At 53.7% G+C, this 26,220-nt stretch carries 20 protein-coding genes; 9 read left to right on the forward strand and 11 right to left on the reverse strand.

The genetic code is table 11. The features are described 5' to 3' along the window. Window position 1: 1 nt before the first annotated feature. A complete protein-coding gene (locus AC2CGP_RS03175) occupies window positions 2-922 on the reverse strand; it encodes an ABC transporter permease (RefSeq protein ID WP_015366310.1) in 921 nt (306 codons plus the stop codon). Between the two features lie 24 nt (window positions 923-946). After that, window positions 947-2,479 carry an ABC transporter substrate-binding protein gene (locus tag AC2CGP_RS03180; protein ID WP_020078627.1) on the reverse strand — a complete coding sequence of 511 codons (1,533 nt, stop codon included), beginning with the start codon at window positions 2,477-2,479 and terminating at the stop codon, window positions 947-949. Window positions 2,480-2,711: 232 nt separating this feature from the next. On the opposite strand from AC2CGP_RS03180, the gene AC2CGP_RS03185 reads away from it, so the two are divergent. The 7 genes from AC2CGP_RS03185 (at window position 2,712) to AC2CGP_RS03215 (ending at window position 10,297) form a co-directional block, all read left to right on the forward strand. Continuing rightward, window positions 2,712-3,845, forward strand: coding sequence for an ROK family transcriptional regulator (locus AC2CGP_RS03185; RefSeq protein ID WP_045366288.1), 1,134 nt, complete (start codon window positions 2,712-2,714; stop codon window positions 3,843-3,845). A 13-nt stretch (window positions 3,846-3,858) separates the two neighbouring features. After that, window positions 3,859-5,310, forward strand: a complete 1,452-nt coding sequence (locus AC2CGP_RS03190; protein WP_320886480.1) for a M81 family metallopeptidase — start codon at window positions 3,859-3,861, stop codon at window positions 5,308-5,310. 3 nt (window positions 5,311-5,313) lie between these two features. After that, window positions 5,314-7,131, forward strand: coding sequence for an ABC transporter ATP-binding protein (locus tag AC2CGP_RS03195; protein ID WP_411302995.1), 1,818 nt, complete (start codon window positions 5,314-5,316; stop codon window positions 7,129-7,131). Window positions 7,132-7,318: 187 nt separating this feature from the next. Then, a complete protein-coding gene (locus tag AC2CGP_RS03200) occupies window positions 7,319-8,065 on the forward strand; it encodes a DeoR/GlpR family DNA-binding transcription regulator (RefSeq protein WP_047076377.1) in 747 nt (248 codons plus the stop codon). Between the two features lie 13 nt (window positions 8,066-8,078). Further along, a complete protein-coding gene (locus AC2CGP_RS03205; protein ID WP_411302994.1) occupies window positions 8,079-9,161 on the forward strand; it encodes an oxidoreductase in 1,083 nt (360 codons plus the stop codon). A gap of 203 nt (window positions 9,162-9,364) precedes the next feature. Next, window positions 9,365-9,559, forward strand: a complete 195-nt coding sequence (locus AC2CGP_RS03210; RefSeq protein ID WP_015366303.1) for a hypothetical protein — start codon at window positions 9,365-9,367, stop codon at window positions 9,557-9,559. A 171-nt stretch (window positions 9,560-9,730) separates the two neighbouring features. Then, window positions 9,731-10,297 (forward strand): DJ-1/PfpI family protein, encoded by a 567-nt coding sequence (locus AC2CGP_RS03215; RefSeq protein WP_015366302.1) that lies wholly within the window; start codon window positions 9,731-9,733, stop codon window positions 10,295-10,297. Between the two features lie 65 nt (window positions 10,298-10,362). Here the strand turns inward: AC2CGP_RS03215 and AC2CGP_RS03220 are convergent, their stop codons facing one another. The 8 genes from AC2CGP_RS03220 to AC2CGP_RS03255 form a co-directional block, all read right to left on the reverse strand. Then, entirely contained in the window at window positions 10,363-11,703 is a 1,341-nt protein-coding gene (locus AC2CGP_RS03220; RefSeq protein WP_020078624.1) for a VasL domain-containing protein, read from the reverse strand. Window positions 11,704-11,723: 20 nt separating this feature from the next. Beyond that, window positions 11,724-12,167: a type VI secretion system baseplate subunit TssE gene (tssE, locus tag AC2CGP_RS03225; RefSeq protein ID WP_020078623.1), complete on the reverse strand. Its 444-nt coding sequence runs from the start codon at window positions 12,165-12,167 to the stop codon at window positions 11,724-11,726. 14 nt (window positions 12,168-12,181) lie between these two features. Next, complete coding sequence (gene tssA / locus AC2CGP_RS03230) at window positions 12,182-13,768, reverse strand: type VI secretion system protein TssA (protein WP_020078622.1); 1,587 nt, start codon at window positions 13,766-13,768, stop codon at window positions 12,182-12,184. After that, window positions 13,768-16,437 (reverse strand): type VI secretion system ATPase TssH, encoded by a 2,670-nt coding sequence (tssH, locus tag AC2CGP_RS03235; protein ID WP_484502250.1) that lies wholly within the window; start codon window positions 16,435-16,437, stop codon window positions 13,768-13,770. Before tssH ends, tssA begins: the two co-directional genes overlap by 1 nt. Window positions 16,438-16,603: 166 nt before the next feature. Continuing rightward, the gene (gene hcp / locus AC2CGP_RS03240) at window positions 16,604-17,095 is read right to left on the reverse strand and encodes a type VI secretion system effector Hcp (RefSeq protein WP_015366299.1); all 492 of its coding nucleotides are present in this window, start codon (window positions 17,093-17,095) and stop codon (window positions 16,604-16,606) included. Window positions 17,096-17,214: 119 nt separating this feature from the next. Beyond that, window positions 17,215-18,750, reverse strand: a complete 1,536-nt coding sequence (gene tssC, locus AC2CGP_RS03245) for a type VI secretion system contractile sheath large subunit (protein ID WP_015705647.1) — start codon at window positions 18,748-18,750, stop codon at window positions 17,215-17,217. 42 nt (window positions 18,751-18,792) lie between these two features. Continuing rightward, a complete protein-coding gene (gene tssB, locus AC2CGP_RS03250; RefSeq protein ID WP_015366297.1) occupies window positions 18,793-19,284 on the reverse strand; it encodes a type VI secretion system contractile sheath small subunit in 492 nt (163 codons plus the stop codon). Window positions 19,285-19,684: 400 nt separating this feature from the next. Then, the gene (locus AC2CGP_RS03255) at window positions 19,685-21,067 is read right to left on the reverse strand and encodes a carbohydrate porin (protein WP_126027334.1); all 1,383 of its coding nucleotides are present in this window, start codon (window positions 21,065-21,067) and stop codon (window positions 19,685-19,687) included. A 598-nt stretch (window positions 21,068-21,665) separates the two neighbouring features. On the opposite strand from AC2CGP_RS03255, the gene AC2CGP_RS03260 reads away from it, so the two are divergent. Together AC2CGP_RS03260 and AC2CGP_RS03265 are read left to right on the forward strand one after the other, a co-directional pair. After that, on the forward strand, window positions 21,666-23,105 hold the full coding sequence (locus tag AC2CGP_RS03260) for an MFS transporter (RefSeq protein WP_162184287.1): 1,440 nt from the start codon (window positions 21,666-21,668) through the stop codon (window positions 23,103-23,105). Between the two features lie 43 nt (window positions 23,106-23,148). Then, on the forward strand, window positions 23,149-24,828 hold the full coding sequence (locus AC2CGP_RS03265) for a glycoside hydrolase family 43 protein (protein WP_042892635.1): 1,680 nt from the start codon (window positions 23,149-23,151) through the stop codon (window positions 24,826-24,828). Between the two features lie 125 nt (window positions 24,829-24,953). On the opposite strand, the gene AC2CGP_RS03270 is transcribed toward AC2CGP_RS03265, so the two are convergent. Next, window positions 24,954-25,820, reverse strand: coding sequence for an aldo/keto reductase (locus tag AC2CGP_RS03270; protein ID WP_042892637.1), 867 nt, complete (start codon window positions 25,818-25,820; stop codon window positions 24,954-24,956). Window positions 25,821-26,220: the final 400 nt, after the last annotated feature.

Raw genomic sequence — 26,220 nt, forward strand, 5'->3', positions numbered from 1 at the left:
ATCAGTCAAACCTTATTTTCGGGTTGATTCTGGCGATAATCATCTCGCCAACCAGGTTCATCACCACCACGCTTGCCACCGTAATCATCGTCACTCCCTGAATAACGGGATAATCGCGATAGCGTACCGAATCCACCAGATAGCGGCCTATCCCAGGCCAGTTAAACACCGACTCGGTCACCACCGCGCCGCCGATCAGGCTGCCGAAGTTCAGTGCGATAATCGTCACGATGGGGATCAGCGCATTGCGCAGCGCATGCTTGAAATAGACCTGAAACGGCGCCAGCCCTTTGGCCCTCGCGGTGCGGATGTAATCCTCGCCTAACACATCAACCATACTGGAGCGGGTCATCCGCGACATCACCGCCATCGGGAAAATCCCCAGGCAAACCGACGGCAGGATATAGCTTTTCCAGCCTTCGGCGCCCAGTAGCGGTAGCCAGCCCAGCTTCACCGAAAAGGTATCCATGGCGATCAGCGCCAGCCAGAAATTGGCTATCGACGCGCCGGCAATCGCCACCAGCATCAGCACATGGTCGGCAACATGATTGCGGTAAATCGCCGCACACATCCCCATGGGAATACCGAGGATCACCGCCATCATCCACGCCAGCAGCGCCAGGCCTAAAGTATAAGGAACCCGTTCGCTCATTTCGGCGGAGACCGGCTGACCGGACTTCAGCGAAGTGCCAAAATCCCCCTTCAGCATTCCGCTAACGAAATGGCCATACTGCACCGCCAGCGGATCGTCCAGACCGAGGCGCGTATGCATACGGCTGACATCATCCTGGGTGGCCTGCGGCCCGGCCATCAGGCGGGCCGGGTCACCGGGGAGCATTCTGATCGCCAGAAAGACAATCAGCGATGCCCCCAGTAGGATCAGCGGCAAAGAAAGCAGTTTTTTAATCACATAAGCTTTCATAACAACTCCACCCTGACCTCGACGTTATGGCTTTTGCGCTTCGGTAACGATAATTTCGCCGCCCGGCTCCATCCGCACGCCTTTAATGGTGGCGCGGGTGGCGTACAGATCGTCCTGGAAGTAGAGCATCACATGCGGTGCGTCGTGCATAATGGCCTTTTGCGCCGCCACATATTCAGCGATACGCGCGTTGTCATCCATGGTAGTCGCCGCTTTGTCTAACAGCTCATCCACCTGAGGGTTGCGGTAGAAGCCAAGGTTAGCCCCGGCCGGCGCGGCGCTCTGTGAGTAGTACAGCGGGCGCAGCTGCAAATCAGACCCATTAAGGCCGGACGACCAGGAGGCCAGCACCGCATCGGTACGGTTGGCCAACTTTTCCGCCGCCGGCGCAAACGCCGCTTTGCTCCAGACGCCGCTCTCCATCTGCTGGATATTGAGCTTCACGCCGACTTTGCCCCACATCGCCTGCAGGATTTGCGCGGTACGCGCATCCGGTCCCTGCACGGCGATGTTCATCTCAAAGCCCTGCGGGTAACCGGCCTCTTTTAATAACGCTTTCGCTTTATCGAGATCCCACGGATAGTCGTTGAGGGTTTTATCATATCCTTCGTTCACCGGCGCCAGCGGCGAGTTGGCGGCAGAAGCAAAGCCAAACATCACCGCCTTCAGCAGCGCTTCTTTGTCGGTCGCCAGGTTCAGGGCCTGACGCACGCGGACATCGTTCAGCGGTTTTTGCTCAACGTTGAGCGCCACCCAGAATACCGACGCCCCCTGCCCCTGCTCCAGCTTCACCTGCGGGTTGCTTTTCAACTGCCGACCAAACTGTGGCGGTACCGGGTTAATCACATCGACCTGGCCGGAAAGCAGCGCCATGTTCATCACCGACGGCTCCGCGCTCCAGGTCCACTTAATCTCATCCGGGCCGTGATTCTCGCCCCAGTATTTCGGGTTTTTCTTCTCCAGCACATATTCACCGGTTTTATACTCCTGCAGCATGTACGGGCCGGTACCGTCCGCTTTACGGCCAATGGTGCCGGCTTTCGCCGCCGCCGGGCTCACCATCTTCGCCGAGCCGCCGGTCAACAGATTGAGGAAAGAGGGATAGACCTTTTTCAGCGTAATCTCGACGTTGTTATCATCGATCTTCTTCACGGAAGCGATAACGTTGCGCATCCGCGAACTGGCTGCCAGGCCGCCTTTTGGGTCGATATGTCGTTCGATATTGGCGACCACCGCATCGGCATTAAACGGCGAGCCATCATGAAAAGTGACGTTCTTACGCAGGGTAAACGTCCAGACTTTACCGTCATCGCTCACCTTCCAGGCGGTGGCCAACGCGGGCGCTATCTTGAAATCCGGCGATAAGTCTACCAGTCCTTCATACATTGGTTTTAATACAGTATCGGTAAAGGTCGCGGTTTGATCGCCCGGGTCCATGCTACGCGGAGGTTCGTTTTGCATCACGTTCAGCGTCGCCGCCTGCAGCGCCGTCGCCCCACCAGCCGCCAGTAAGCCTGCCAGAATGGCAAGTCGATATTTATTCATAATTGCCTTCATCCGTTAACCCCTACCTGTCTGTTATGTCGCCAGTTGTGACTTTTATGTTGCGATTAGGTTTTCTTTTTACCTAAAACAGAGTCCCATAAATGTGATATTAGCCATGAATAACGCTTAATTAGGTAATAAATTTAACTTATATGTGATGGTTTAGTTATTTTTGAAAATAAAGTGGTTGCTAAAGCGCCAGCCCGCGATTATGTTCAGAAAAAAGCGTTATGGCTGAGTAACTATGCTGAACAAACTCCACCAACAATTGATTCATTTGGTCAGTAGCGAGGAAGGCGCCAGCCGCGCTGACCTCGCCCGCCTGACGGGTATGAGTAAAGCGGCCATTGGCGCGCTGGTGAAAGAGATGCTGGCTGATGGTCTGCTACAGGAGAGCGATATGGCCGCTTCCGGCGGCCAGGGACGCCCTTCGGTCACCCTCTCGCTGGCGCCGGACGCCGCTTACGCCATCGGCATCTCGCTGATCGATAACCAGCTTGTGTTGGTGCTGATGAATGCCAGCGGCGAGAAAATCGCCGAGAGCCTGCTCACGCCACAGCTTGAAATCCCCGAAGTAATCCAGCAACTGGCGGGTGAAATCCGCAGTTTATTAAACGATACGCTCATCGAGCGCCAACGGCTGGTCGGCATCGGTTTTGCCCTGTCTGCCTTTGTGGACGCCGCGCAAGCGGTCTGCGTACAGTCGGCGCTGCTGGGCTGGCATCAGGTGCCGCTAGCTGAATTGTTAAGCCACGCGACCGGCGGGATCCCGGTATTTATTGAAAACGACACCCGGGCACTGGCGAACTGGGAGAAAACGTTTGGTCATCTGCGCAAGCTGGAGAGCGCAGTGGTGATTTCCCACGGCAGCGGCATCGGCAGCGCGGCGGTCATCTATGACCGAATCTGGCGCGGCGCCCACGGCGGCGCAGGCGAAATAGCCCATTGCACCATTGTGCCTGCAGGCACGCCTTGTCGCTGCGGGAAACGTGGCTGTCTCGACACCATTGCGTCTCTCACCGCTATCTTTGAACAGGCGCGCATGGCCGGTATCAACACCGACCAACTGGATGAACTGGAGGCCATGGCGCGCAAGGGCCACACAGCCGCCATCCAGATCTTGCATCGGGCCGGTGACGCCTTAGGGTTGGCTATTTCACATCAGATCCAGACCCACGATCCGGCGGCGATCATGCTTGCCCATCAGCCGGAAAGCTTTAACGGTTTACTGAATACCGTGATGCAACAAGCTATAGAAACCAACCTGCTGCCGGGGATGGCGGGAAACACACCGCTTATCTATCGCCCGCTGACGCAGGACAGTTGGGCGCTCGCCGCGGCGAGCGTCGCGCTGACTCACGTTCTTTTCCCAGCCTAATTTCGAGGTCCCTATGCGCATTGCCGTTGGCGGAATACATATTGAATGCAGCACGTTTAACCCAGTACTGACTCATGAAGCGGAGTTTCGCACCGTCAAGGGCGATGCCCTGCTGGAGGCGCCCCACTTTCAGTTTTTACGTGATTATCCGGCGACGTTTCTGCCGACGCTGCACACCAGGGCGATTCCCGGCGGCCCGGTGGCGCGAGAGACCTATGAACAGTTCAAAGCCGAATTCTTAAGCCGTCTACAGGCGCAACTGCCGATCGACGGCCTGTACCTGGCGATGCACGGCGCAATGTTCGTTGAAGGTATGGAAGATGCCGAAGGAGACTGGATCGCCGCCGCCCGCGCCTGCGTTGGCGATGACTGCCCGATTGCCGTCAGCTACGATCTACACGGTAACGTGACCCAGCGCATCATCGACGCCATCGACATCTACTCAACCTATCGCACCGCGCCGCATATCGATATCGAAGAGACCATGCGCCGTTCGGTCAGTATGCTGGTGAATAGTCTGCAAAGCGGCGTGCGCCCGGGCATAGTGTGGGCCCCCATCCCGGTATTACTCCCTGGCGAGCGAACCAGTACAGAAGATGAACCGGCGAAAAGCCTCTACGCCATGCTGCCGCACAGCGACCAGATAGACGGCGTACTCGATAGCTCATTAATGGTCGGCTACGTGTGGGCCGATGAACCGCGCGCCACCGCCGCGGCCATTTTTACCGGCACCGATCGCGCGGTACTGGAGCAACAGGCCGCAAAACTGGCTCAGGCCTATTGGGACGCGCGGGAAGATTTTGTTTTCGGCTGCCGGACGGGCAGCGTCGCCGAATGCGTCGCTCAGGCTATCGCCAGCGCCACGGGCCCGGTGATCCTGGCGGATTCTGGCGATAATCCAACCGGCGGCGGCGTCGGCGATCGCAGCGATGTGCTCGCCGAGCTGCTACGCCAACAGGCGCAAAATACTCTGGTTGCCGGCATTACCGACGCGCCGGCGACGCGTGCGGCCTTTGAAGCCGGTATTGGCGCTGAACTACAGCTAACACTCGGCGCTAACCTCGATCCGGCGGGCGTCAGCGCGAGCGCGCGTTTTACCGTGACAGGTTTGCTGGCGGCAGGCCCGCAGCGCCCGGCCAATCAGGCGATTTTGCAGACCGGCGGTATTACCGTGGTGGTGGCTGACCGTCGTCGTCCGTATCACGACATTGCTGACTTTAGCGCGCTGGGGTTAGACCCGCGGCTGGTGAAAATTCTGGTGGTCAAATCCGGCTATTTATCGCCGGAACTGGCGCCGCTGGCCAATCCGAACCTGATGGCGCTCTCGGAAGGGGTGGTCGATCAGGATATTGAACGGGTGGCCCGCCGGCGAATGCTGACCCCGACCTGGCCGTTTACGCGTGACCTCGAATTCACCCCACAGGTGCGGGTTTCCGCCCGCGCGCCCTTTGCCAGGGAGTCCTGAGTCATGAACCGGGAAACGCCTGCGCCAGTGCTGGCCGTCAACAATCTGAGCATCTCATTCCGCCACGGCGATAGCTGGCAGAAAGTGGTGCGTAATATCAGTTTTAGCCTTTATCCAGGTAAGACGCTGGCGATTGTCGGCGAATCGGGCTCAGGCAAAAGCGTGACGGCGATGGCCATCATGCGCCTGCTTTCTGCCCGCCATAGCCGTACCGAGGGACAGGTGTTGCTCGGCGGCCAATCCCTGCTCGAGCTTCCTGAAGAGGAGATGCGTCGTGTACGCGGCGCCGAGGTAGCGATGATTTTTCAGGAGCCGATGACCAGTCTTAATCCGGCATTTACCATCGGCAATCAGATAGCGGAAGTTTTTATCCGCCATCAGAGGTTATCGGCGCGCCAGGCGAAGCAGGAGGCCATCGCCCTGCTGGAAAAAGTCCGCATTCCGCATGCCGCACAGCGTTTCGATGAATATCCGCATCAGTTTTCCGGCGGTATGCGCCAGCGCGCGATGATCGCGATGGCGCTGGCCCTGAAGCCTAAACTGCTGATCGCCGATGAACCTACTACCGCGCTGGACGTCACTATCCAGGGGCAAATCCTCGATCTGATTAAAACTCTGCAGGCAGAAAACAATACCGCAGTGCTGTTTATTACTCATGATATGGGCGTGGTCGCAGAAACCGCCGACGATACGCTGGTGATGTTCCGCGGCGACGCCATCGAATGCGAGCGCACGCCGACGCTATTCGCCGCACCTCAACAGCCCTATACCCGCGCGCTGCTGGCCTCGGTACCTGCGGCAGGTGAAATGGATGTAAGCTCGACCCCCTGTAAATTTCCATCGGTGAACCTGCAAACCGGAGAAATTCATCGTTATCCGCCAGAAGCGGATCTCAGTCTGACCAGCAACGAACCTGTGCTGTCGGTCAAAAACCTGGTCACCCGTTTTCCCGTCAAAAAAGGCTTTTTTAATCAGTTAGCCGGGCATATACACGCCGTAGAAAACGTCAGCTTTGATTTATGGCCCGGCGAAACGCTATCGCTGGTGGGCGAATCAGGCTGCGGTAAATCGACCACCGGTCGCAGTCTTATCCGCCTGGTCCAGGCACAATCCGGTCATGTTCGTCTCCATGGTTATGACGTCCTGCAAGCCGGGCGCCAGCAGCAAAAGCGGATGCGTCAGGATATCCAGATGATATTTCAGGATCCGTTCGCCAGTCTGAATCCGCGGCTGAAAATCCAGGAAACGCTGATTGAACCGCTGCTGGAAAATGGCCTTGCCACCCGCCAGCAGGCGCTGGCGCGCGCCCATGAATTAATTGAAAAAGTGGGGCTCAACGTCGCGGTACTTAACCGCTATCCGCATGAATTTTCCGGTGGTCAGCGCCAGCGCATCTGCATTGCCCGCGCGCTGGCGATGAACCCCAAGGTGATTATCGCCGACGAGTCGGTGTCGGCGCTGGATGTGTCGGTCAAGGCGCAGGTGGTCAACCTGATTATCGAACTGCAACGAACGATGAAAATCGCCTTTCTGTTCATCTCGCATGATATGGCGGTGATTGAACGCATCAGCCACCGGGTGGCGGTGATGTATCTCGGTGAAATCGTCGAAATTGGCCCGCGGCAGGCCATTTTCGCCAATCCGCAGCACCCGTATACGCAAAAGCTGATTGCGGCGATCCCAAAGACCGATCCGTCTCGTCGCCATCTGTTGCGTGAAGCCAATAACGATGAACTGCCGTCGCCGTTTCGCGATAAAGACTGGCAGCCGCCGACCCGTTGCTACGAACAAGTCGGTAATCAGCACTGGGTAATGCGCTGAGCGGATTACCTTGAATAGACCGGTTTAACGCTCTACAGGCTGCGCTGAGCCGGTCCCCCTTCCCAAAAAGCGATGCTCCATCTCCCCTTTTAACTGGTAACGCATTTTTTGCTGTTTTTTGCGATTCACATTCTCACATCATGCTGTATTATGCAGGTTGTTGCAGTATTTTGCAGGAACAGCAATTATGCATAAAACCGCCCGACAACAGTTTTTGCTCGAACTACTGAGCGAAAACGGTCAAATTAGCATCAGCGAACTGGTTGAACGATTGCAGGTCTCGCCCGATACCGTTCGCCGCGATCTAAGTGACCTGGAAAAACGCGGACTGGTGCAGAAAAACCATGGCGGCGCTATCGCCCTCGATCTTCCGGCCATGAATCGCCAGGGGCGCAATGCGTTGCTGCCCGAGACTAAGCAACGCCTTGGCGCGCTGGTCGCGCGTGAAGTCCCACCGGGTGCAACGCTATTTTTAGACGCCGGCAGCACGGTACTCGCCGTCGCCGCGCATCTAAAAGGACCGCTGACGGTCATCACCCCTTCGCTGGATATTGCCCAACTATTTAGCGAACGGCCCGATATCGAGTTGGTTTTACTTGGCGGGAAATGGGATATGCGGCAGCGGCTGTTTGCCGGTAGCGCCACGCTGGCGCTGCTCTCTCGTTACCGCGCGGATATCGTCATTCTCGGCGCCTGCGCGATCCATGCGCGGCAAGGGCTTAGCGCCAGCCAGGAAGCGGATGCGGAAGTGAAACGCGCCATGCTGGCAGCCAGCGTCGAGCACTGGCTGGTGGCTGATCATCTGAAACTTAATCGCTGCGAGCCTTACCTGGTCGCCGAGCTGAAGCACATCGATCGTCTATTCCTCGACAAGCCGTGGCACGCGCTTGGCGAAGACAATTCAATGCAGGTCAGCATTGCTGACGCTGAATAACGTGGAGAAAGTCATGCATAAAGTTATCAACGGCGCAGGTAAGCACATTAATATTGCGCTGATCGGCTACGGATTTGTCGGCAAAACGTTTCACGCGCCGCTCATTAATTCGGTCGAAGGGTTAAAGCTTGCCATCGTCGCCTCCCGCGACGAAGCTAAAGTGAAGCAGGATCTGCCGGATGTCGCGGTCATCGCTTCGCCGGAAGAGGCCATTCAGCATCCGGACGTCGATCTGGTGGTACTCGCTTCGCCAAACGCCACCCACGCCCCGCTGGCTCGCCTGGCGCTCAATGCCGGTAAGCACGTAGTGGTAGATAAACCTTTTACTCTCGATATGCAGGAAGCGCGCGAGCTGATCGCGCTGGCGGAAGAAAAGCAACGGTTGCTTTCTGTCTTCCATAACCGCCGTTGGGATAGCGATTATCTCGGCATTAAGCAGGCCATCGAGCAGAGGCTGATCGGCAAGGTTAAGCATTTCGAGTCGCATATCGACCGCTTCCGCCCGCAGGTTCGCGTCCGCTGGCGCGAACAGAACGTACCGGGTAGTGGCCTGTGGTTTGATATTGGCCCGCACCTGATCGACCAGACGCTGCAACTTTTCGGCCTGCCGCAAACTGTACAGGGTAATATTGCCACCCTGCGCCAGGGCGCAGAGATTAACGACTGGGCACATGTGGTACTGAACTATCCACAGCACAAAGTGATTTTGCACTGTAGCATGCTGGTGGCCGGCGGCGTCTCGCGTTTCACGGTCCACGGAGATAGCGGCAGCGTCGTGAAACTGAAAGCAGACCAGCAGGAGAGCCAGCTGCTGGCAGGCGTCATCCCAGGGAGTGAAAGCTGGGGCCAGGATGACGACAGCATGACGTTGTTCGACGCCAGCCTGCAGGCGCACACGCTCGCCACGCCGAAAGGCGATCAGCGCCAGTACTATATTCAGGTTCGCGATGCCCTGCTGGGCAAAATCGCCAACCCGGTGCCTCCGCTACAGGCGCTGGCAGTGATGGCGGTGCTGGAAGCTGCCGTTGCCTCGTCAGAAAGCGGCAGCGTGCAGAAGCTGGCGTTAACCGCCAACGAACTGGCCGGGCTTCAGTAAGCTCTCCCTGGCGGCTGTCGTATTCTTCAGCCGCTACATATTCTCTTCTGCTGAAAACCCTCCCAAGGAAAATCTCTCTCGATCGCCAATTGGCTGCTGGAAATTTGCCACATTTGGGAGCAGGATATAATCAAATACCTGATTATTGTGGTACGCCCTTAGCTTCTGCGGACGCAGCCCGACACACTGGACAGGAGAATGTCATGTATTACACGTTAGGAGAAAAGACCCTCCACTTTTATCGCTATCAGTGCCGTTACTACGTCGCCCACTGGGACGGCGGCCACGTGATGACCGAGCAGTTCAAGCCGTTTATCGCCGGGATCAGCGAAAAGACCGGCCTGGAAGCGAAGCGTGTAGAAGCGGTTGCTCGCGACTACTTCACTAACGTGGATTAACTCTGACCGCTTTTTGTTGCCGTGGCCGTTAGCTGCGGCAACGCATTCCCCTCGGGTTAAATCCCGGCAGCCAAATGTCATCAATAACCATTTTTGAGCGCCCTCACGGTTCGCTTTCTCTCTTGTGGCAGTCTATATCTTATTCATCTTTATCGTGGGAGGAACAAGAATATGGGCAAGAAAATTTTAATGCTGGTGGGTGATTACGCTGAAGATTACGAGACCATGGTACCGTTTCAGGCATTACAGATGATCGGCCATCAGGTTGATGCCGTCTGTCCGGATAAGAGCAAAGGCGACTATATTATGACGGCGATTCATGATTTTGACGGTGCTCAGACCTACAGCGAAAAACCCGGTCACCGCTTCGTACTGAACGCCGATTTTGCCAGTGCCAGAGAACAGGACTACGACGCCCTGCTGATCCCCGGCGGCCGCGCGCCAGAATATCTGCGCCTGAATGAGCAGGTGATTAAACTGGTCCAGGCTTTCGACGCCGCGCATAAACCGATTGCTGCCGTTTGCCATGGCCCGCAGCTTCTGGCCGCCGCGGGTATTCTTAAAGGCCGTACCTGTAGCGCTTACCCGGCTTGCGCTCCCGAAGTGCGACTCAGCGGCGGGCATTATGCGGATATTGGCATCGACCAGGCGCACGTTGACGGCAATCTGGTCACCGCCCCCGCCTGGCCCGCCCATCCGCAATGGCTTGCTAAATTTGCCGAGGTGCTGCAGCGGTAAACGCCTTTTCCGGGGCTGGAGTCGCTACGCTACGATATGCCCCAGCCCTTACGCCTTGCGCGAAGCTATTCCGCCATTTTACTTTTCAGTAGCGCATAAGAGACTATCAGCTGCTGCAGGTGTTGTTCCGCCTGTTGTTGCTGCGCGGCGCGGCTGATTTGTCCTTCTGTCATCGCTGACAGTTGGCGTAACTGTTCTTCAGCCGGGACGGTTCGATTAAAAGACTGAGTAATGGCGAACACCGCGGATTTCAGTTCACTAACCGTCATGTATTTGCCCTTCTGTTCATCAAGGGCATCCAGACGCTGAGTTAATTGCTGCAGTTGCTGCATTCCCTGATACCACCCGGTGAGATTTTCCGCCGGCAGCGCGGCGGCTATGATCTGCTGCCGCCACTGCGAGGACAATGTTTTCGCCTGCTCCGGCCATAGCACTTGTGCCTGTTGTACCAGTTGCTCGCTATAGTCGATGGCCCAATTCGGCTTGAGTTGGGCCAGATCTGACAGCTGCTGCCGGGTCTGCTTTATCCCACCGTCTGCCGGCGGTGCGTGCTGAGAAAAGGAGCGTAACTGATCTGGCGAAAGTACCGTCGGCAATGGCGCCAGACTGAGAGCGAATTGCCGCTGTTCCGGCTCTGGTTTAGCCATCGCCTGCCACCCCCATCCCGCCGCAGCGGCCAGCGCCAGCATCGTCAGCATACCGGCCACAAAAGGTCGCCATCGTTTTTCAGAATTCTGACGCTCATTGCCGGCTTGCTCGTGTGGTAGCGTTTCCGGCGGCGCAATATAAACCCACTTCGTTCGCTCAACCCGCTCATCCAAATGGGTGGAAGCATTCTCCATCGCGACTACGTGCGGTAGGGTATCAACGCTAGTTACACCATCGCTATTCTCCAGCCGTACCGCCGCGTTATGCATTAAATTGAGCAACGCATCAAACTGACTGGCATGCTTTAATTCCAGACGCTGTAGCGCAGCATCCAGCGCTTTCAGATGCGCTTCCACCTCATAAATCAAACTAAGATCGGCATAGGTCAGCGTTAGCGTACGTAGCGCTTGCTGTAGCCGTTTACCCAAACCGCAGAGGATTTCCATGCGCGCGTGTACCGGCTGTGGCCAAAGGCTCCCCCACTGACGGGTAATCAGCATTTCCAGGATAGCCAGGCCTTCATTCAGCCCGGATAAACCGGTTAACTGCGTACGGGCAAGCGTATACCAGGCCGCAGTCTGCAGCTCTACGCCGTTACGGTCAAACAGCGACAGACAAAGCCGTTCTGCGTACAGCCAGTCAACGTCGGGGCGCGCCGGGTGGCTGAGTTTATGCATTTCTTCACGCAGCTTTGCGTAGTCTGCCAGCGTGCGCGGATCGCCGCCGGTAGTCAGGTGACGCTTAGGATAAGTTGTCATAGGAGTAACCAGAGTGAGGGCTAAATAGCGGTGCGGGCATTCAGATACTGTTGCTGTTTCAGATGGCGAAGGAGAACCCTGCCTTCAGGCATAAATTCCGTGCCATAGCGTACCAGACCAATTTCCTTCAGTTCCGCGTCGATGGCATAACGCAGTTCGCCCGGCTGTGTCTGTTCGAGCATCTCCACACGGAGGCTCTTCAGCCGCGGTTCGTATTTGAGCAGTACCGCGGACAGCGTGGTCATTAACTGGTGCGCGCTACCCGGCATCCCCTGGAGAATTTTTGTCATATCCGGCAGACCGTAATCCGGAAGATGCGCCAGCGTGCCAGCCCGGCAGTTGAGGATACGCTGCATATTATCAAGCACCGATAAAATGACCTGATTTTCTTCACCGATCTGATGCAGATCGAGACCGCCGGAGAAATTACCAAACAGGGTGTCGTAAAGTGAGGGGCGCGGCATTGTTTTTCTCCTGACTAATCGCACAGCACCACCGCCCGCGCAGGCTCAATGGCAATAAGCCCCGCGAGCAGTTGTTCCATTTCCGCTTGCAGGCGTTTTTTTTCTGCTTCGCTACGTCCGGCCTTCATGCGTAATAGTTTTAATCGCCGCGCTTTAACCTCGAACAGCAAATCCGGCTCCCATTGCGAGAGCGTAACGCAGGCGGCGTTCCTGTCCAGCTCCCCCAGCAGGTGCAGCGCAAGCTCATTTTTACCGTTTTGTTCTGCAATACGCGCCATCAGCAAGCGCAGCAGCCAACAATGGCGGGGAGTGTTAGCATCAGGACGATTTTGCAGCCACGTAAGCGCTGCTTCGGTCCCCTCACGGTCGGCCAGGGCGAGCGCCTCTGGCTCCAGTTGCAGGATATCGTTCTCACCGGACGCCGTGGTGGCAGGCTCGTCCTGCCAGTTGCCAGGTTCATCCATGACCTGTAGTTGTATCCAGTTAAGCGTCACTTCATCAGCGAATGGCGTACCATCGTTAAAGGCCAGTGTTTCCAACCCTCTTAGCCGTGAAAGCAGCCCTTTCAGATCGTCCTGAATAATGGCCGCCTCGGCTTCCTGCCCGGATTTCATCAACGCCTGATGCAGATACCATTGCACGTCCAGCCACAGATGATTTGACCCGCGCGCCAACAGGCTGTCCGCCTCCTCCAGCAGCTCCCGCCAGCTCTGCTGCAGATAGAGCCGCTTGAGCTGCGCCCGCTGTTCTGGTTTAGGTGGTTCAATGCGGGTCTTACCCTCGACCGTCAACAACGGTAGCTGGTGCAGGGTGTCGTGACGAAGATTTTTTATCAGTCGGTGAGCGGCGAGCCAACCATCTGATTGGTTTCTCAGGTACTGCGCCAGGGTGCGTGCCTGAGCGAGAAGCTCCTGGCCCGAGGCAATACCTTTCAGTGTGGGTACATCCCCCGATACCGACGTTTGGCCTGAGGATTCACCGATGCTCTGTGGCACCAGGGCATCCATACCGCCAGATTTCAAAACCCGCGACTCCAGTGCGGCATAGAGACTATTAAGCTGGGGTCGTTCTTTACTTTCACTGTCTGCCAGGCGCTTTTCTATCTCCCATAACGCCGCGGCAATACGGCCAGTCCCCTCTTTTGTCACTTCCGGATAGAGTGACAGGCTGTCCAGCATACGACCGCTGCACAGCCACTCCAGCGCCGCGATTCTACTGCGCTCCCGCTGGGGATGAAGTTTCATGCCGAAACGCTGTAGTAATCCAGCCAGTAACGCCAGCCCCTCCGCAAGCCCTGCTTCGCCATCGCGATGTAGTCTCGCCCAAACGTAGTAGGTGGCGACACGAATATCCTTAGCGGTGGCGGTCAGCAGTTTTTCCGCCAGCAGCAGAATGCGTTCGGTATCCGCGCCAGAAAGTTTATTCACTTCCTCGCGTATTTGCTGGAAATCATCATCGTAACCCGGCTCCTCTCCGACGGGCTCACCATCTGCAATCGGCTGCAACCAGCGTTCCCACAGGATAATATGTGTCTGTGCCAGCCTCTCCAGCTCAGTAACCTGCAGCTGGCAGGCAGAAATCAGGGTTTCAATGGACGCCATTACTCGCATCCTTCCCGAATAGCTAAACCAGGTGGGTTTTCTCCCGTTTTAAAGATCAGTGAAATCCCCTCTTCTTCATCCCAATCCAGAGCCAGATGTAGTGGTTTCAACCCTGCCGCCAGATGGCTCAACAGTTGCTGACTCAGCACCGGTAGAATTTGTTGATTAAGCAGGCTGTCAATGTTACGCGCGCCGGTATCCGGCAGCAGGCAAGCGTCCGTCAACGCATCGTACAGGCCTTCTGCAATATCGGTTGTCATACCGTAATGACGATACAAACGCTGGCTGACCTGGTTGAGTTTCATGTTGACAATTTTGCGCATTGCCGGATGGCTGAGCGGCCGGTAAATAATGGTCTGGAAACGCGCGAGCAGCGCTGGTTGAAAATGTTCTCGCAGCACCGGGCGCAACAGTTCATGTAAATCGGATTCTGTCGCTTCCGGATGTTCCTTCAGCATCTGCATCAGCCGATCGCTGCCGAGGTTTGAGGTCATCAGGATCACCGTATTACGGAAGTCGATTTCGCGTCCTTCGCCATCGCGCATAAAGCCACGGTCGAACACCTGGTAGAACAAATTCATCACATCGCGGTGCGCTTTTTCCACTTCATCAAGCAGGACCACGCTGTACGGACGTTTGCGTACCGCTTCGGTGAGAATCCCCCCCTGACCGTAGCCGACATAACCGGGAGGCGCCCCTTTCAGTTGGGACACCGTATGCGGCTCCTGATATTCGGAAAGATTGATGGTAATCAGCGATCTCTCGCCAGCGAACAGCTCATCAGCCAGCGCCAGCGCGGTTTCCGTTTTTCCAGAGCCGCTCGGACCGACAAGCAGAAATACGCCCTGCGGGCCATTATCCGGCGCAAGCCCGGTTTTGGTCACCCGCAGTCTCTGGGCAATGGCGTTTAGCGCCATATCCTGCCCCACCACTCGTTTATCCAAATGAAATTCGAGACCCAGCAGTTCCGTCTGCTCGTCCTTCAGCAATGAAGAGAGCGGTACCCCGGTCCAGTCGGCAATCACCGTTGCTACGGTACGTAAATCGACATCCAGCCCCAGCAGCGGATGGTTATTCTGGACGCTGGCAAGTTGGCTCTGTAATGCGCCGATCTCCTTGCGGCGGGAAGGATCGGCTCGGCAGCTCAGCAGTTGCTCGGTCAGCTTCAGTTCCAGGCCGTACTGCGTTTCCAGATCGTCAAGCTGTAAAATAATACGCGATTCTTCCAGCTCAATTTCCGCCAGCCGCGCTTCGTCGCTACCGCTACCGACCATGGCATCTTCCAGCAGCGCCTGTTTTTCCATTTCCAGCGCCGTGATTTGCGCTTTCATACGCGTCAACGATTCCGGCACCGTATCGATTCCCATGCGAATGCGGGCCGATGCGGTATCCAGGAGGTCCACCGCTTTATCTGGCAACTGACGGCCGGTGAGATAGCGTCGGGAAAGTGTCACGGCGGCGCGAATGGCTTCATCGGTGATATGTACCCCGTGATGCTGAGCATAGCGAGATTTTAGCCCGCGTAGCATCAGACAGGCGGTGTCATCGTCCGGTTCGTCGACTTTGACCATCTGGAAGCGGCGCTCCAGCGCGGCATCACGCTCAAAGTACTGCTTATACTCACTCCAGGTCGTGGCGGCGATAGTTCGCAGTTCGCCGCGCGCCAGGGCCGGTTTGAGCAAATTAGCGGCATCCGCGCCACCGGCCTGGTTGCCTGCGCCGATGATAGTATGAGCTTCATCGATAAACAGCAGCACCGGGGCAGACGACTGCTGTACCGCTTCGATAATGTTCTTAAGCCGCTGTTCGAATTCCCCTTTGACGCCTGCGCCGGCCTGCAGTAAGCCGAGATCCAACGTACGCAATGAAACCGGCTTCAGACTGTCCGGCACATTGCCCTCCGCAATACGCAACGCCAGCCCTTCGACCAGCGCGGTTTTGCCTACACCGGGTTCGCCAACCAGGATTGGGTTGTTTTTTCTCCTGCGTGACAGGATATCCACCATTTGACGAATTTCGTTATCGCGACCAAAAACCGGGTCGATTTTGCCTTCACGGGCACGAGCAGTGATATCAAGAGTAAATTTATCCAGCGCGTTCTGTAATGCAGGGTTCATCTCAGCGGACTTCACGGCCGATTCCACGGGGCGACCGACAAAATCCACATCGCCAGCGTGGCCAGGCTCATCTGGCTGTAATTCCGGGCGCTCATCAGACTGCATATCTAATAATGGTCGCAGGTGTTCAAGCTGCGCTTGTCCCAACGTTAACAGCGGCCACAGACTGTCACAGCGCACCCGCGTTGGGTTGCTGACTAACGCCATCAGTAGATGAACACTGCGTAGAGAGGTCTCCCCCGCCAGTGAAGCCCGCAGCCACGCCTCCTGCATCAGGCTCTGGATGCTGCCAGACAGCTGCGGCCGGCTGTGTACCGAACGTGGAAGCGTTTCCAGAAAAGAGAGCAGATCCTGCCAGATAGCGTCCATATCCCACTCATAACGCCGCGCTAAAACGGTCAGGTCTCCCTCGCCCTGCTCCAGTAGTTTTAGCAGCCAGTGTTCTGGAAGGATTTGCGCATGCGCGCGGGCCTGACACAGCGAAGCGGCGCCTTCCAGGGCGCGGGCGCAGTAAGGGTTTAAACGGCGTAACAGGATGGCTGGGTTTTCCATGAGGCTCTCTCTTTGTCGATTCCGGACACGCTACCGCCCATCGCCGTTTCCCGTGATGCAGGAGACCAAAGCGCGCAAGGTCGGGCAGGCTGATTGTTTTTTGCTAAAAGCCAGCGGTCACAGGCGCTTAGCAAAAAAGCAGACGGCGAACCGCCTGCTTCGGGCGTCAGGCTGTCGTTCGTTCATTCCATGAATCGGAATGAATGATGTTGCCGTCTTTATAGGTCCAGGTGATTTTTTCGTAGCGCAGTTCAATCTGCTCAAGATGGCTGTGCTTCTCGTAGGCTGGGTTCTTGATGTCGTGCATCAGCGGATTGACCTTCACCACTTTCACGTTTTCCAGTTTGGTGTTGAAGTATTCCACTTCCTGACCAGCATCATTGATTTTGTACCACTTGAATTCGGCAGACTTCAGCGTCTGGCCGGTGGTCACCGCCTTGTAGAGATAGGGGCTTGAGGAGTCGATTTCCTTGGTAAACAGAAACGGCGTGTGGATACGTGTGCCGGTTAGCTTTCCGGTGTTGTTGTCGGTCGGGATGTACAGGTTATGCTCCTGCGCCACCACTTCGATGCTGCCTTCACGATCCTTCACATCCACGGAACCTTTAATGTCCGCCCCGCCGTCGTCTTTCAACCACAAATAGACTGGTATTGCCATGTTAATTACTCCATTTCATTTTTTGACACGCCATCATCCTGAGATGGCGCGGGTGTGTTGTCTGTCGCCAGACAGGCTGTAGCCTGTCGAGCCAGACGACCTGGATAGTGACAGGCGTGTTACCCTTTCGCCTTCGGCATCTGGCTAACCAGAGACAAATTGACGTCCATGCCTTCCACCTGGAAGTGCGGCACCGCGTACAGCTTGACGCGGAAGAAGCCTGGATTATCCTCGATATCTTCCACTACCACTTTCGCATCACGCAGCGGATGTGAGGCCTGCAGCTCGTCACCCGGATCGGTCATTTCCGTAACCAGGCCACGAACCCAGGTATTGAGCTCCAGCTCAAGCAGGCGACGATCTTTGGTGGTGCCGATGTTCTCGCGTTGGATCAGTTTCAGGTAGTGGGCGATGCGCGACAGCAGGAAGATGTACGGCAGGCGGGCGTTGATACGGCTATTGGCTGTCGCATCCGCGGTGTCGTACAGCGCGGGTTTCTGAGTTGAGTTAGCCGAGAAGAAGCAGGCGTAGTCACGGTTCTTATAATAAGACAGCGGAATAAAGCCCAGATTGGCGAATTCGAACTCACGGGTTTCCGGGATCATCACCTCGGAAGGGATTTTCACCTGATTTCCGGTGCCGAGATCATAGAGGTGGATGGGAAGATCTTTCACCGCGCCGCCCGCCTGCGGGCCGCGGATTTGTACGCACCAGCCATTTTGAATAAAGCTGCGTACCATGTTCGAGGCGAAGGCGAATGACGCGCTGGTCCACAGATACTTTTCGTGATCCGGCCCCTTTACCTGCTCAATGTAGTTAAAGCTGCGCACCGGAACCGTGTCCGGCCCATACGGCAGACGGCCCAATACCCGCGGCATGACCAGGCCGATATAGCGCGAGTCATCGGTATCGCGGAACGATTTCCATTTAATGTACTCAGCGCGATCGAAATAGTTGCCGATATCTTTAATCGCCGCGACTTCCTCCATTGAATCCTTGAGGAAAAATTTCGGCCCTACGGCGCCGATAAATGGCATATGCGCCGCAGCGGAGACTTTCGAAATATTACGCAACAGCGCCATGTCCTGCGGGCTGGCGTCAAACTCGTACGCCGAAATTACCGAGCCTATCGGCTCGCCGCCGGGGGTGTCGTATTCGGCGGTGTAAGTATGCCAGTACAGGCCGCTCTGTATCAGCTCTGGCGCATCTTCAAAATCCTGACGTAAATCGTCTTTGGACACATCGAGGATTTCGGTTTTCACGTTCTGGCGATAGTCGGTGTTATCTACCAATTGCTTCAGGCCGCGCCACAGAGATTCCACCTTCTGGAACTCCGGGTGATGCATAACAGCATCGAGTTGACGACTTATACGGAAATCCAGCTCCGCGATGTGGTGGTCAATAAGCGTTTTATCGAGTTTCTCCACCTGCTGACCGGATTGACGAATGCAGTCCATAAAAACCTGCATCGCCGCGGTCAGGCGTTCCCCCGCCGTGGCCTCTGATAGCGCCGCATCGTCCAGAAAGACATTAATATCGCCAAGGCTTGATGCCGGGCTCAGATTGATTTTTTCAAACAGAGAAGCGTAAACGCTTTCTTTGTTCATTACGGCGGTTTGCCCCTGCGCGGGGTTCGTTTCAGTATTTACAGACATCAGCATATTCCCGGTTAATCCATTAAAAGAGATGACCGCCGTTTACTTCCCGGCAAGGGCACTCATTTCGGCGCGTAATTCGCTGGACAGAGCTGGATCTTTAAGGATTCTCTCAAGCTCTTTTCTGAAAGTAGCGTTATCTAGCAGGTTCGATTTGAGATCGCGTAATAAATTACGCATCGCCAGCATGGCGCGGAGTTGAGGGATTTGCCGGGCAACCTGTTCGGGCTCAAAGTCTTTTATATCGGAAAAACGCAGTTTAACATTGTCTTCTGAGTTGTCACCGGCCAGCGTATTCTCAACGGTGAGATTGATCTCTGGGTTAAATTCAGAAAGCACACTATTAAAATTATTCTTATTGATATCTATTTTCTGGCGCTCGGCCAATGGTCGATGCTCTTTTCCATTACTGAAATCACCAACGGTGAGCAATTTAAGCGGTAGTTCAACCTTCTTCTGCGCCCCCCCGGTATGTAAGGATAATTTTAAATTAATACGTGCCTTCGGCACCTCATTCTGGAATGAATCAGCCATAGCGGTCCCTTTTCCTTAAGGAATGATTGTGGAGTAAATTTCGTTTTATTCACAACGTTATGTTTAAAGAAACCAGGGTAATATATCAACCAGCAGATACGAAGATCCAGAGATAACGAGTCATTTAATTGGCATAGATCAATATCGCTGGCAAGCAATAATTTCAACCAATAACTCATGCAATCTCAACACGACAACCAATATGTAATTTACTCAATCACAGATGGAAACTATTTAAATATTATAAATTCAACTTTCAGCGTCGACATAAACTCATTCCTTTTAATAAATGAATTATTAAAAGGAAGTATTAATAGAGACGTTAATAAAATAGCGTTCTGGGCGCCAAAAACTACCAGACTGGCGTAGGCCAGTCTGGTATTCCCGTAAACACATTCTCTCAGAACCACGCCTCAAACATACCGCCGATGTTCAGCGAATCCAGCCGCTCGTCGCTGGTGCCGTCTACTTTCGCGGTGTGTTCGTTATCCACCTGGCCGCCGGTCACATAGAAGCGCAGCATCGGGCGGAACTCCGGCCCCATGCCGATGGCGATGTTCTGCGACAGCGTCAGCTTCCAGCCGTGGTTATCCCCGCCCTGGTCGTAGTCAACGCGCTGGTAGCCCGCTTCCAGCCAGGTCGAGTGCACGTCGTTCCAGAAGTACATTGGCCGGACGATCGCGCCGTAGTTTTTACGGTTGTCGGTATTATCCTTGCCGTTGTCGTAGTCGTGGAAGGCTAGCAGATACTCGATCTGCGCCTGCTGGGTGAACTTATGGCTGCCCTCGAAGCTGGCGTAGACCGTGGTCAGGTCGTCGGTTTTGTTATAGACGCTGTTATCCGAGTTATCGGAATAGCGCAGGATCACTTTGTTCACTCCGCTGTCGTTGCTATGGCTCAGCACCAGCCCGCCCTGCCAGGCATCGAGGCGCGCGTCGCTGTCCACCGCTTTTGAGTCAAAGCCGTAGTTGGCGTATACCTCGACGTCGATCGGCCCGGCCTTGATGTTGTGGGTTTTGGTGGTCAATGCGTAGTGGCCGTTATCGCCGGTATCGGAGCTGCCGGTACAGGTGATGCGCGACGGGTTGGTCTCATCGGCCATCACTTCCGGGCTACAGGATTTCACCTGCGACACCGTCGCCACGTCGAACTGCACGCCGCCGATATCGAAGTTCTTCACCCCCGCGCCCTGACCGTCGTGGTTCATCCAGAAGTAGTCGTTGATCCCCTGTTGCGGGCGCTGGTGGAAATCGCGGCCGGCCCAGATATAGGCGTTGGGGTTGGATTCGAAGACGTTGGTGACGCCGACGTAGGCTTTTTTCAGGTTAACCTCGTCGCTCCAGTGGTCAAACATGACGTTGAGATCCCAGATGGCCCCCTGCGCGCTTTTGAACGCTTTGCTGATCTGAAATTCGCCGCCGTTGCTTTCGTTACCGAGACGGCCAATCGCCGAGGCGCCGTTATAGGAGCCGTCTACGCCAACATATTTCTGGTCGCCGGTCTGGAAGTGGGCGCCATAGCGGGCGTAACCGCTAAATTTCAGGCCGAATGGAATCGCCATATCCGGCGAAGCGGCGGTGGTCTGCGGGTTGGTAATAACATCGACCTTTTTATCGGCCGCGGCATCAATTTTAGCCTGGCGGTCGGCCAGCGCTTTATCGACGGCTTTCGCGACGATGGCGTCGATCTGTTCCTGGGTAAATTCTTGGGCTATTACAGAGGTAAACGGAGAAAACGCGGCGATAACCGCCATAGTTAATGGAAGCTTTCTAATCATTGTCATCATTATCTCAATAGAGGTTAATTTTATTCAGACAATAACAACCTTACTCTGGCTACGCAGAATATGTCGCTACTGTGAGAACAATTTATTTTTATTTTGTACCGTTACAGAGGTTTTAAACTAGTATCGTAATTCTTTCTCCACAATCGAAATTAATGATTAGCGCTGATAGAAAATCATCGCCGCAGAGATTCTACCGCGTGGGCATCATTATATGGTGAGTAAAATCCTTGATAGTTATCCGCTTAACCTAAGATGGCATAATGCCTCCGACATTGGTGAATGTAAGAAATGTAACAACTATGACACATCCTGTATTCTATAAACCGGTTGCTCAATTACGTTATTTCACTCAGCGATTGAGAAAACACTCAAATGTGAGCCACCTCGCAAATATTACTTTCAAATATTTAATGCGAGAAAATCCATATAGAGTACATAGATTGTGTCAAGTAGCTGTTGCTCTGAGGATCACAGAAGTAAAAAAACATAATTAATTAATTTAAAAACGTAATAGATTCTTCGAGATCATTTGTGTCAGAAAGTGTTTCACACTCACACAACAAACCGGAGTCTGCTCAGAATGGGTAAAAAAATAATGCAAAGTCGCAATGATGAATATCATAAGTTAACTCGTGGGGAACGTATTGGCTACGGGATGGGCGATTTTGCGCAAAACCTGGTTTTCGGCACAATAGGCGGCTTTCTTGCTCTACATATGTTGACGGTGAATACGATCAGTACGGCCACTGCGGGGTTCATTTTTCTTTTCGTACGAATAATCAATGTGTTTTGGGATCCGATGGTTGGAACCTATGTAGACAAAAGAACGTCAGTCGCGGGTAAATACCGTCCCTGGCTGTTAAGAGCCGGCGTGCCGCTGGTGATCCTTTCCGCTTTGCTTTTTGCTCCCATTCCTGGCGTGAGAGGTTCCGTACCGTTCGCCTTTATCATTTATTTAGCGCTGGATTTAGTCTACTCCCTGGTGAATATCCCTTATGGTTCTCTTAATGCCTCACTGACAAGAGATCCGGAATCTATTGATAAATTAACCAGTACTCGAATGATGCTGGCTAATAGCGCCAATCTTCTGGTGTATACCCTTTTTCCGATGTTCGTGCAAATGGCCTCACCAAAAGACCGTAGCCTGAAGGATACCGGTTTTTTTGGCATAGAACTCAATCTGGGAAACTATACCGATCCATCAGCAAATTACGCCTGGTTCGGCGTCTACTCCGTGTATATGTTATTAGGTGCGGTGGCACTTTTCATTTGCTATAAATTCACTAAAGAACGCGTTGTTGCGACCGCGGAACAGACCGCCAACGTTAAAACAACCGATCTGTTCCTTGAACTTAAAAATAATCGTCCACTCGTCATTCTTGGATTGTTTTTCATGCTGGCCTTTACCTTCATGTTCTTTATGAACACGGTTAACGGCTTTTTCAATCAGTATGTTGTTGGTCACTCCGAATGGATGGGCGCCGTTGGGCTGGTCGCCTCTATACCCGGCATTGCGTTCCCAATATTTTGGCCAAAACTAAAAAAGATTTTTGGTAAAAAAGGCTTCTTCCACATTTTCCTGGGAATGTTTATTGCCGGTGAATTATTAACTTACGTCTGGTCGCGTGAAGGCATGCACGATGCGCTGTGGCTTGCTTACATCGCCACATTCATTAAACAGTGGGGCTTAACCTCAGCCACCGGATTTATGTGGGCGCTGGTTCCTGAAGTTATTGCTTATGGTGAATTAAAATCTGGTAAGCGAAATGCAGCAATTATTAATGCCATTATGGGCCTGTTTTTCAAGATTGGCTTTACCATTGGCGGCGCCATTCCTCTGTGGCTGCTGGCCGTCTATGGATTTAATGAAACCGGCGCGCAGCAAAGCGCGAGCGCTATCGATGGGATTATGATGACAGCGGTCTGGATCCCCATCGCCTTAGCGATTGTAGCAATGATCGTCATGCAAATTTATCCCATCTCAGACAAACACGTCAGCGACATTAACCGCCAGCTTGATGAGATTCGGGTGTAAATCCAATACAGAGTAAACTTTAAATTTATAAAGGTGTAATAATATGTCCCTTATCCAAAACCCTATATTACGTGGTTTTAATGCCGACCCTAGTATTATCCGTGTTGAGGACACCTACTATATCGCCAACTCGACATTTGAGTGGTTTCCTGGCGTTCGTTTACATGAATCAAAAGATCTGAAGCACTGGAATCTTCTGCCGTCGCCATTGTCAACCACTACCCTCTTAGATATGAAGGGGAATCCGTCTTCAGGCGGTATTTGGGCTCCGGCGCTCTCTTATGCGGATGGTAAATTCTGGTTAGTGTATACCGATGTGAAAGTCACCGAAGGTGCCTTTAAAGACATGACAAACTACCTGACCACCGCAACAGATATTCGCGGCCCGTGGAGTGCGCCGATAAAACTGAATGGCGTGGGTTTCGATGCTTCACTTTTCCATGACGATGATGGCCGTAAATATATTGTGCAACAGACGTGGGATCATCGGGAGTACCACCATCCTTTTGATGGGATTACCTTAACAGAGCTTGATACAACAACTTTAAAATTAATGCCGGAAACCGCACGGACCATCTATCGCGGTACCGCAGTAGCGCTCGTTGAGGGGCCGCATCTCTATAAACTGAACGGTTATTACTATCTCTTTGCCGCTCAAGGGGGGACGGTATTTACTCATCAGGAGGTGGTGGCCCGTTCCACCACTTTAAATGCCGACAGCTTTGAAACCGAGCCTGGAGAAGTATTCTTAACTAACGTTGATACCCCTGACAGCTATATCCAGAAGCAAGGACACGGCGCTTTGGTTTCGACGCCCGAAGGCGAATGGTATTATGCTTCGCTGTGCGCTCGTCCGTGGAATCGTCCCGGAGAATCAATCTATGATCCTCGCGGCTGGTCCACGCTTGGCCGGGAAACGGCTATCCAAAAAGTGTACTGGGATGACGACGGTTGGCCGCGCATTGTGGGCGGTCACGGCGGTAAAACGTTTGTTGAGGGTCCAAAAGACGCCATTTATACCGAAAGCGCGAAAGATAATAGCCAGCACGATGAATTTACTACGCCAACGCTTAATCTCAACTGGAATACACTGCGGGTACCGTTTACCGAAAAGATGGGTACCACAGGCGACGGAAAGCTTACCTTAATCGGCCAGGGATCATTAGCGAATACGCATGATTTGTCGCTTATTGCTCGCCGCTGGCAAGCCTTTTACTTTAATGCTGAAGTTAAAGTCGCTTTTAATCCTTTCAGCTACCAACAAATGGCCGGATTAACCAATTACTACAACGACCGTCACTGGAGTTTTGCTTTTGTAACCTGGAATGAAATTAACGGCAGAGTCATCGAGGTTGCCGAAAACAATCGTGGAAAATATACTTCGTACCTAAAAGATAACGCGATTAATATTCCTGACGACGTCGAATACGTGTGGTTACGGACAAAAGTCAGGAAGCAGACCTATAGCTATGAGTATAGTTTTGACGGCGCCGAGTTTATTGAAATCCCGGTAGTTTTCGATGCCGCCGTCCTTTCCGATGACTATGTCCTGCAGAGCTATGGCGGTTTCTTTACCGGAGCATTTGTCGGTCTTGCGGCAGTGGACTACTCCGGCTACGGCGCCTGTGCTGATTTTTATGATTTCGATTATCAAGAGCTTGGCGACTCGTTAATTGGCACGGATGTTTATAGTTGGGAGGCTGGCGAGCTACGTGCTGATTAGTTTGATGAACGTCTTTTATAGTCAACCTGGCGCATATTAACCCGGTAAGAAGAAAGCGAAGATCTGTGGATTGGCAATGTTTATATCAGGACGGTGGGTTCCCCCACCGTCTCGTTATGACTTTTTTACTGCTTTTTAACGCCCAGACAACCACGTACAAATTCCGGATTAAAATGTTTCACCGCTTCACCCACATAGCCTAAATCCAGTGCACTAATTAGCGCCATTTCGCTATCGGTTAGGGAGAAATCCCAGAGATCAAAGTTTTCTGCAATACGTTCCTGCCGGGTGGATTTAGGAATTACCGTGACGCCGCGCTGCACGTTCCAGCGCAAAATAACCTGGGCAATGGTTTTTTGATGGGCAGCGGCAATCCCCTGCAGCATTTCATCTTCATACGGTTTATGTCTCCCACCGCCTAACGGCGCCCAGGCTTCTGGCTGAACGTTATAGCGCTTCATGGTTTCCAGCGCGGCGGGTTGCGCAAAGTAAGGATGTAATTCGACCTGGTTCACCATGGGCTTAATTCTGACGGTTTCACAGAAATTAACTAACACGTGAGCGTAGAAGTTGGACACGCCGATGGCTTTCAGTTTACCGGCTTCATAAGCCTCTTCCAGCGCGCGCCAGGCGCTGAAATAATCGCCCATGGCCTGATGCAATAAATAGAGATCAAAATACTCCAGGCCCGATTTTTTCAGCGACGTCTCAATACCGGCTTTAGCCACAGCGCCGTTGGCCATGTCCTGAACCCACAGCTTCGACGTGATAAATAACTCCTCGCGGGTACACAGCCCTTCGGCGATAGCCTCGCGAACCGCATCACCCACGGCATCTTCATTGGCGTAGATGGCAGCGGTATCAATCAGGCGATAACCGGTACGAATAGCGCTTAACACCGACTGCTTACACTCTTCTTTATCGGTGACCTTAAACACGCCAAAGCCGACCATCGGCATTCTGAGGTTGTTACTTAATACTGAATATTTCACGGCAAGGCCCCTGTCATGTTAAAACACCATTTTAGGCCGGAAACACCACCATGATTAGTCTGTCATTTCTGATTTGACCTATGCATTGAATTCATAAATACAGGCAGGTTGATTGGCGCAACGCTACAGAGCGGCGAACGTATCGAATTAATGCCGGATATGGAAACGACGAGTAAGAGTGAACCACAAAATATTGCTGCTTTTTACCCTCATGCTCTTCACCCAACGTTAATCGTCAGGGCCGTAATTGATTATTAGATAGTCTTTTTAAGTAATTCTGATAACATGCCTGTAACAAATAGGCCACCATGGCGACCCATTTGTTACTCGTGGCGATTAGAACAGAATGCAGAAATAATATATGTCGCGATAATAATAACAATCATTGTGAACGCGACAT

This window comes from Klebsiella sp. SYXHC3, assembly GCF_057196925.1.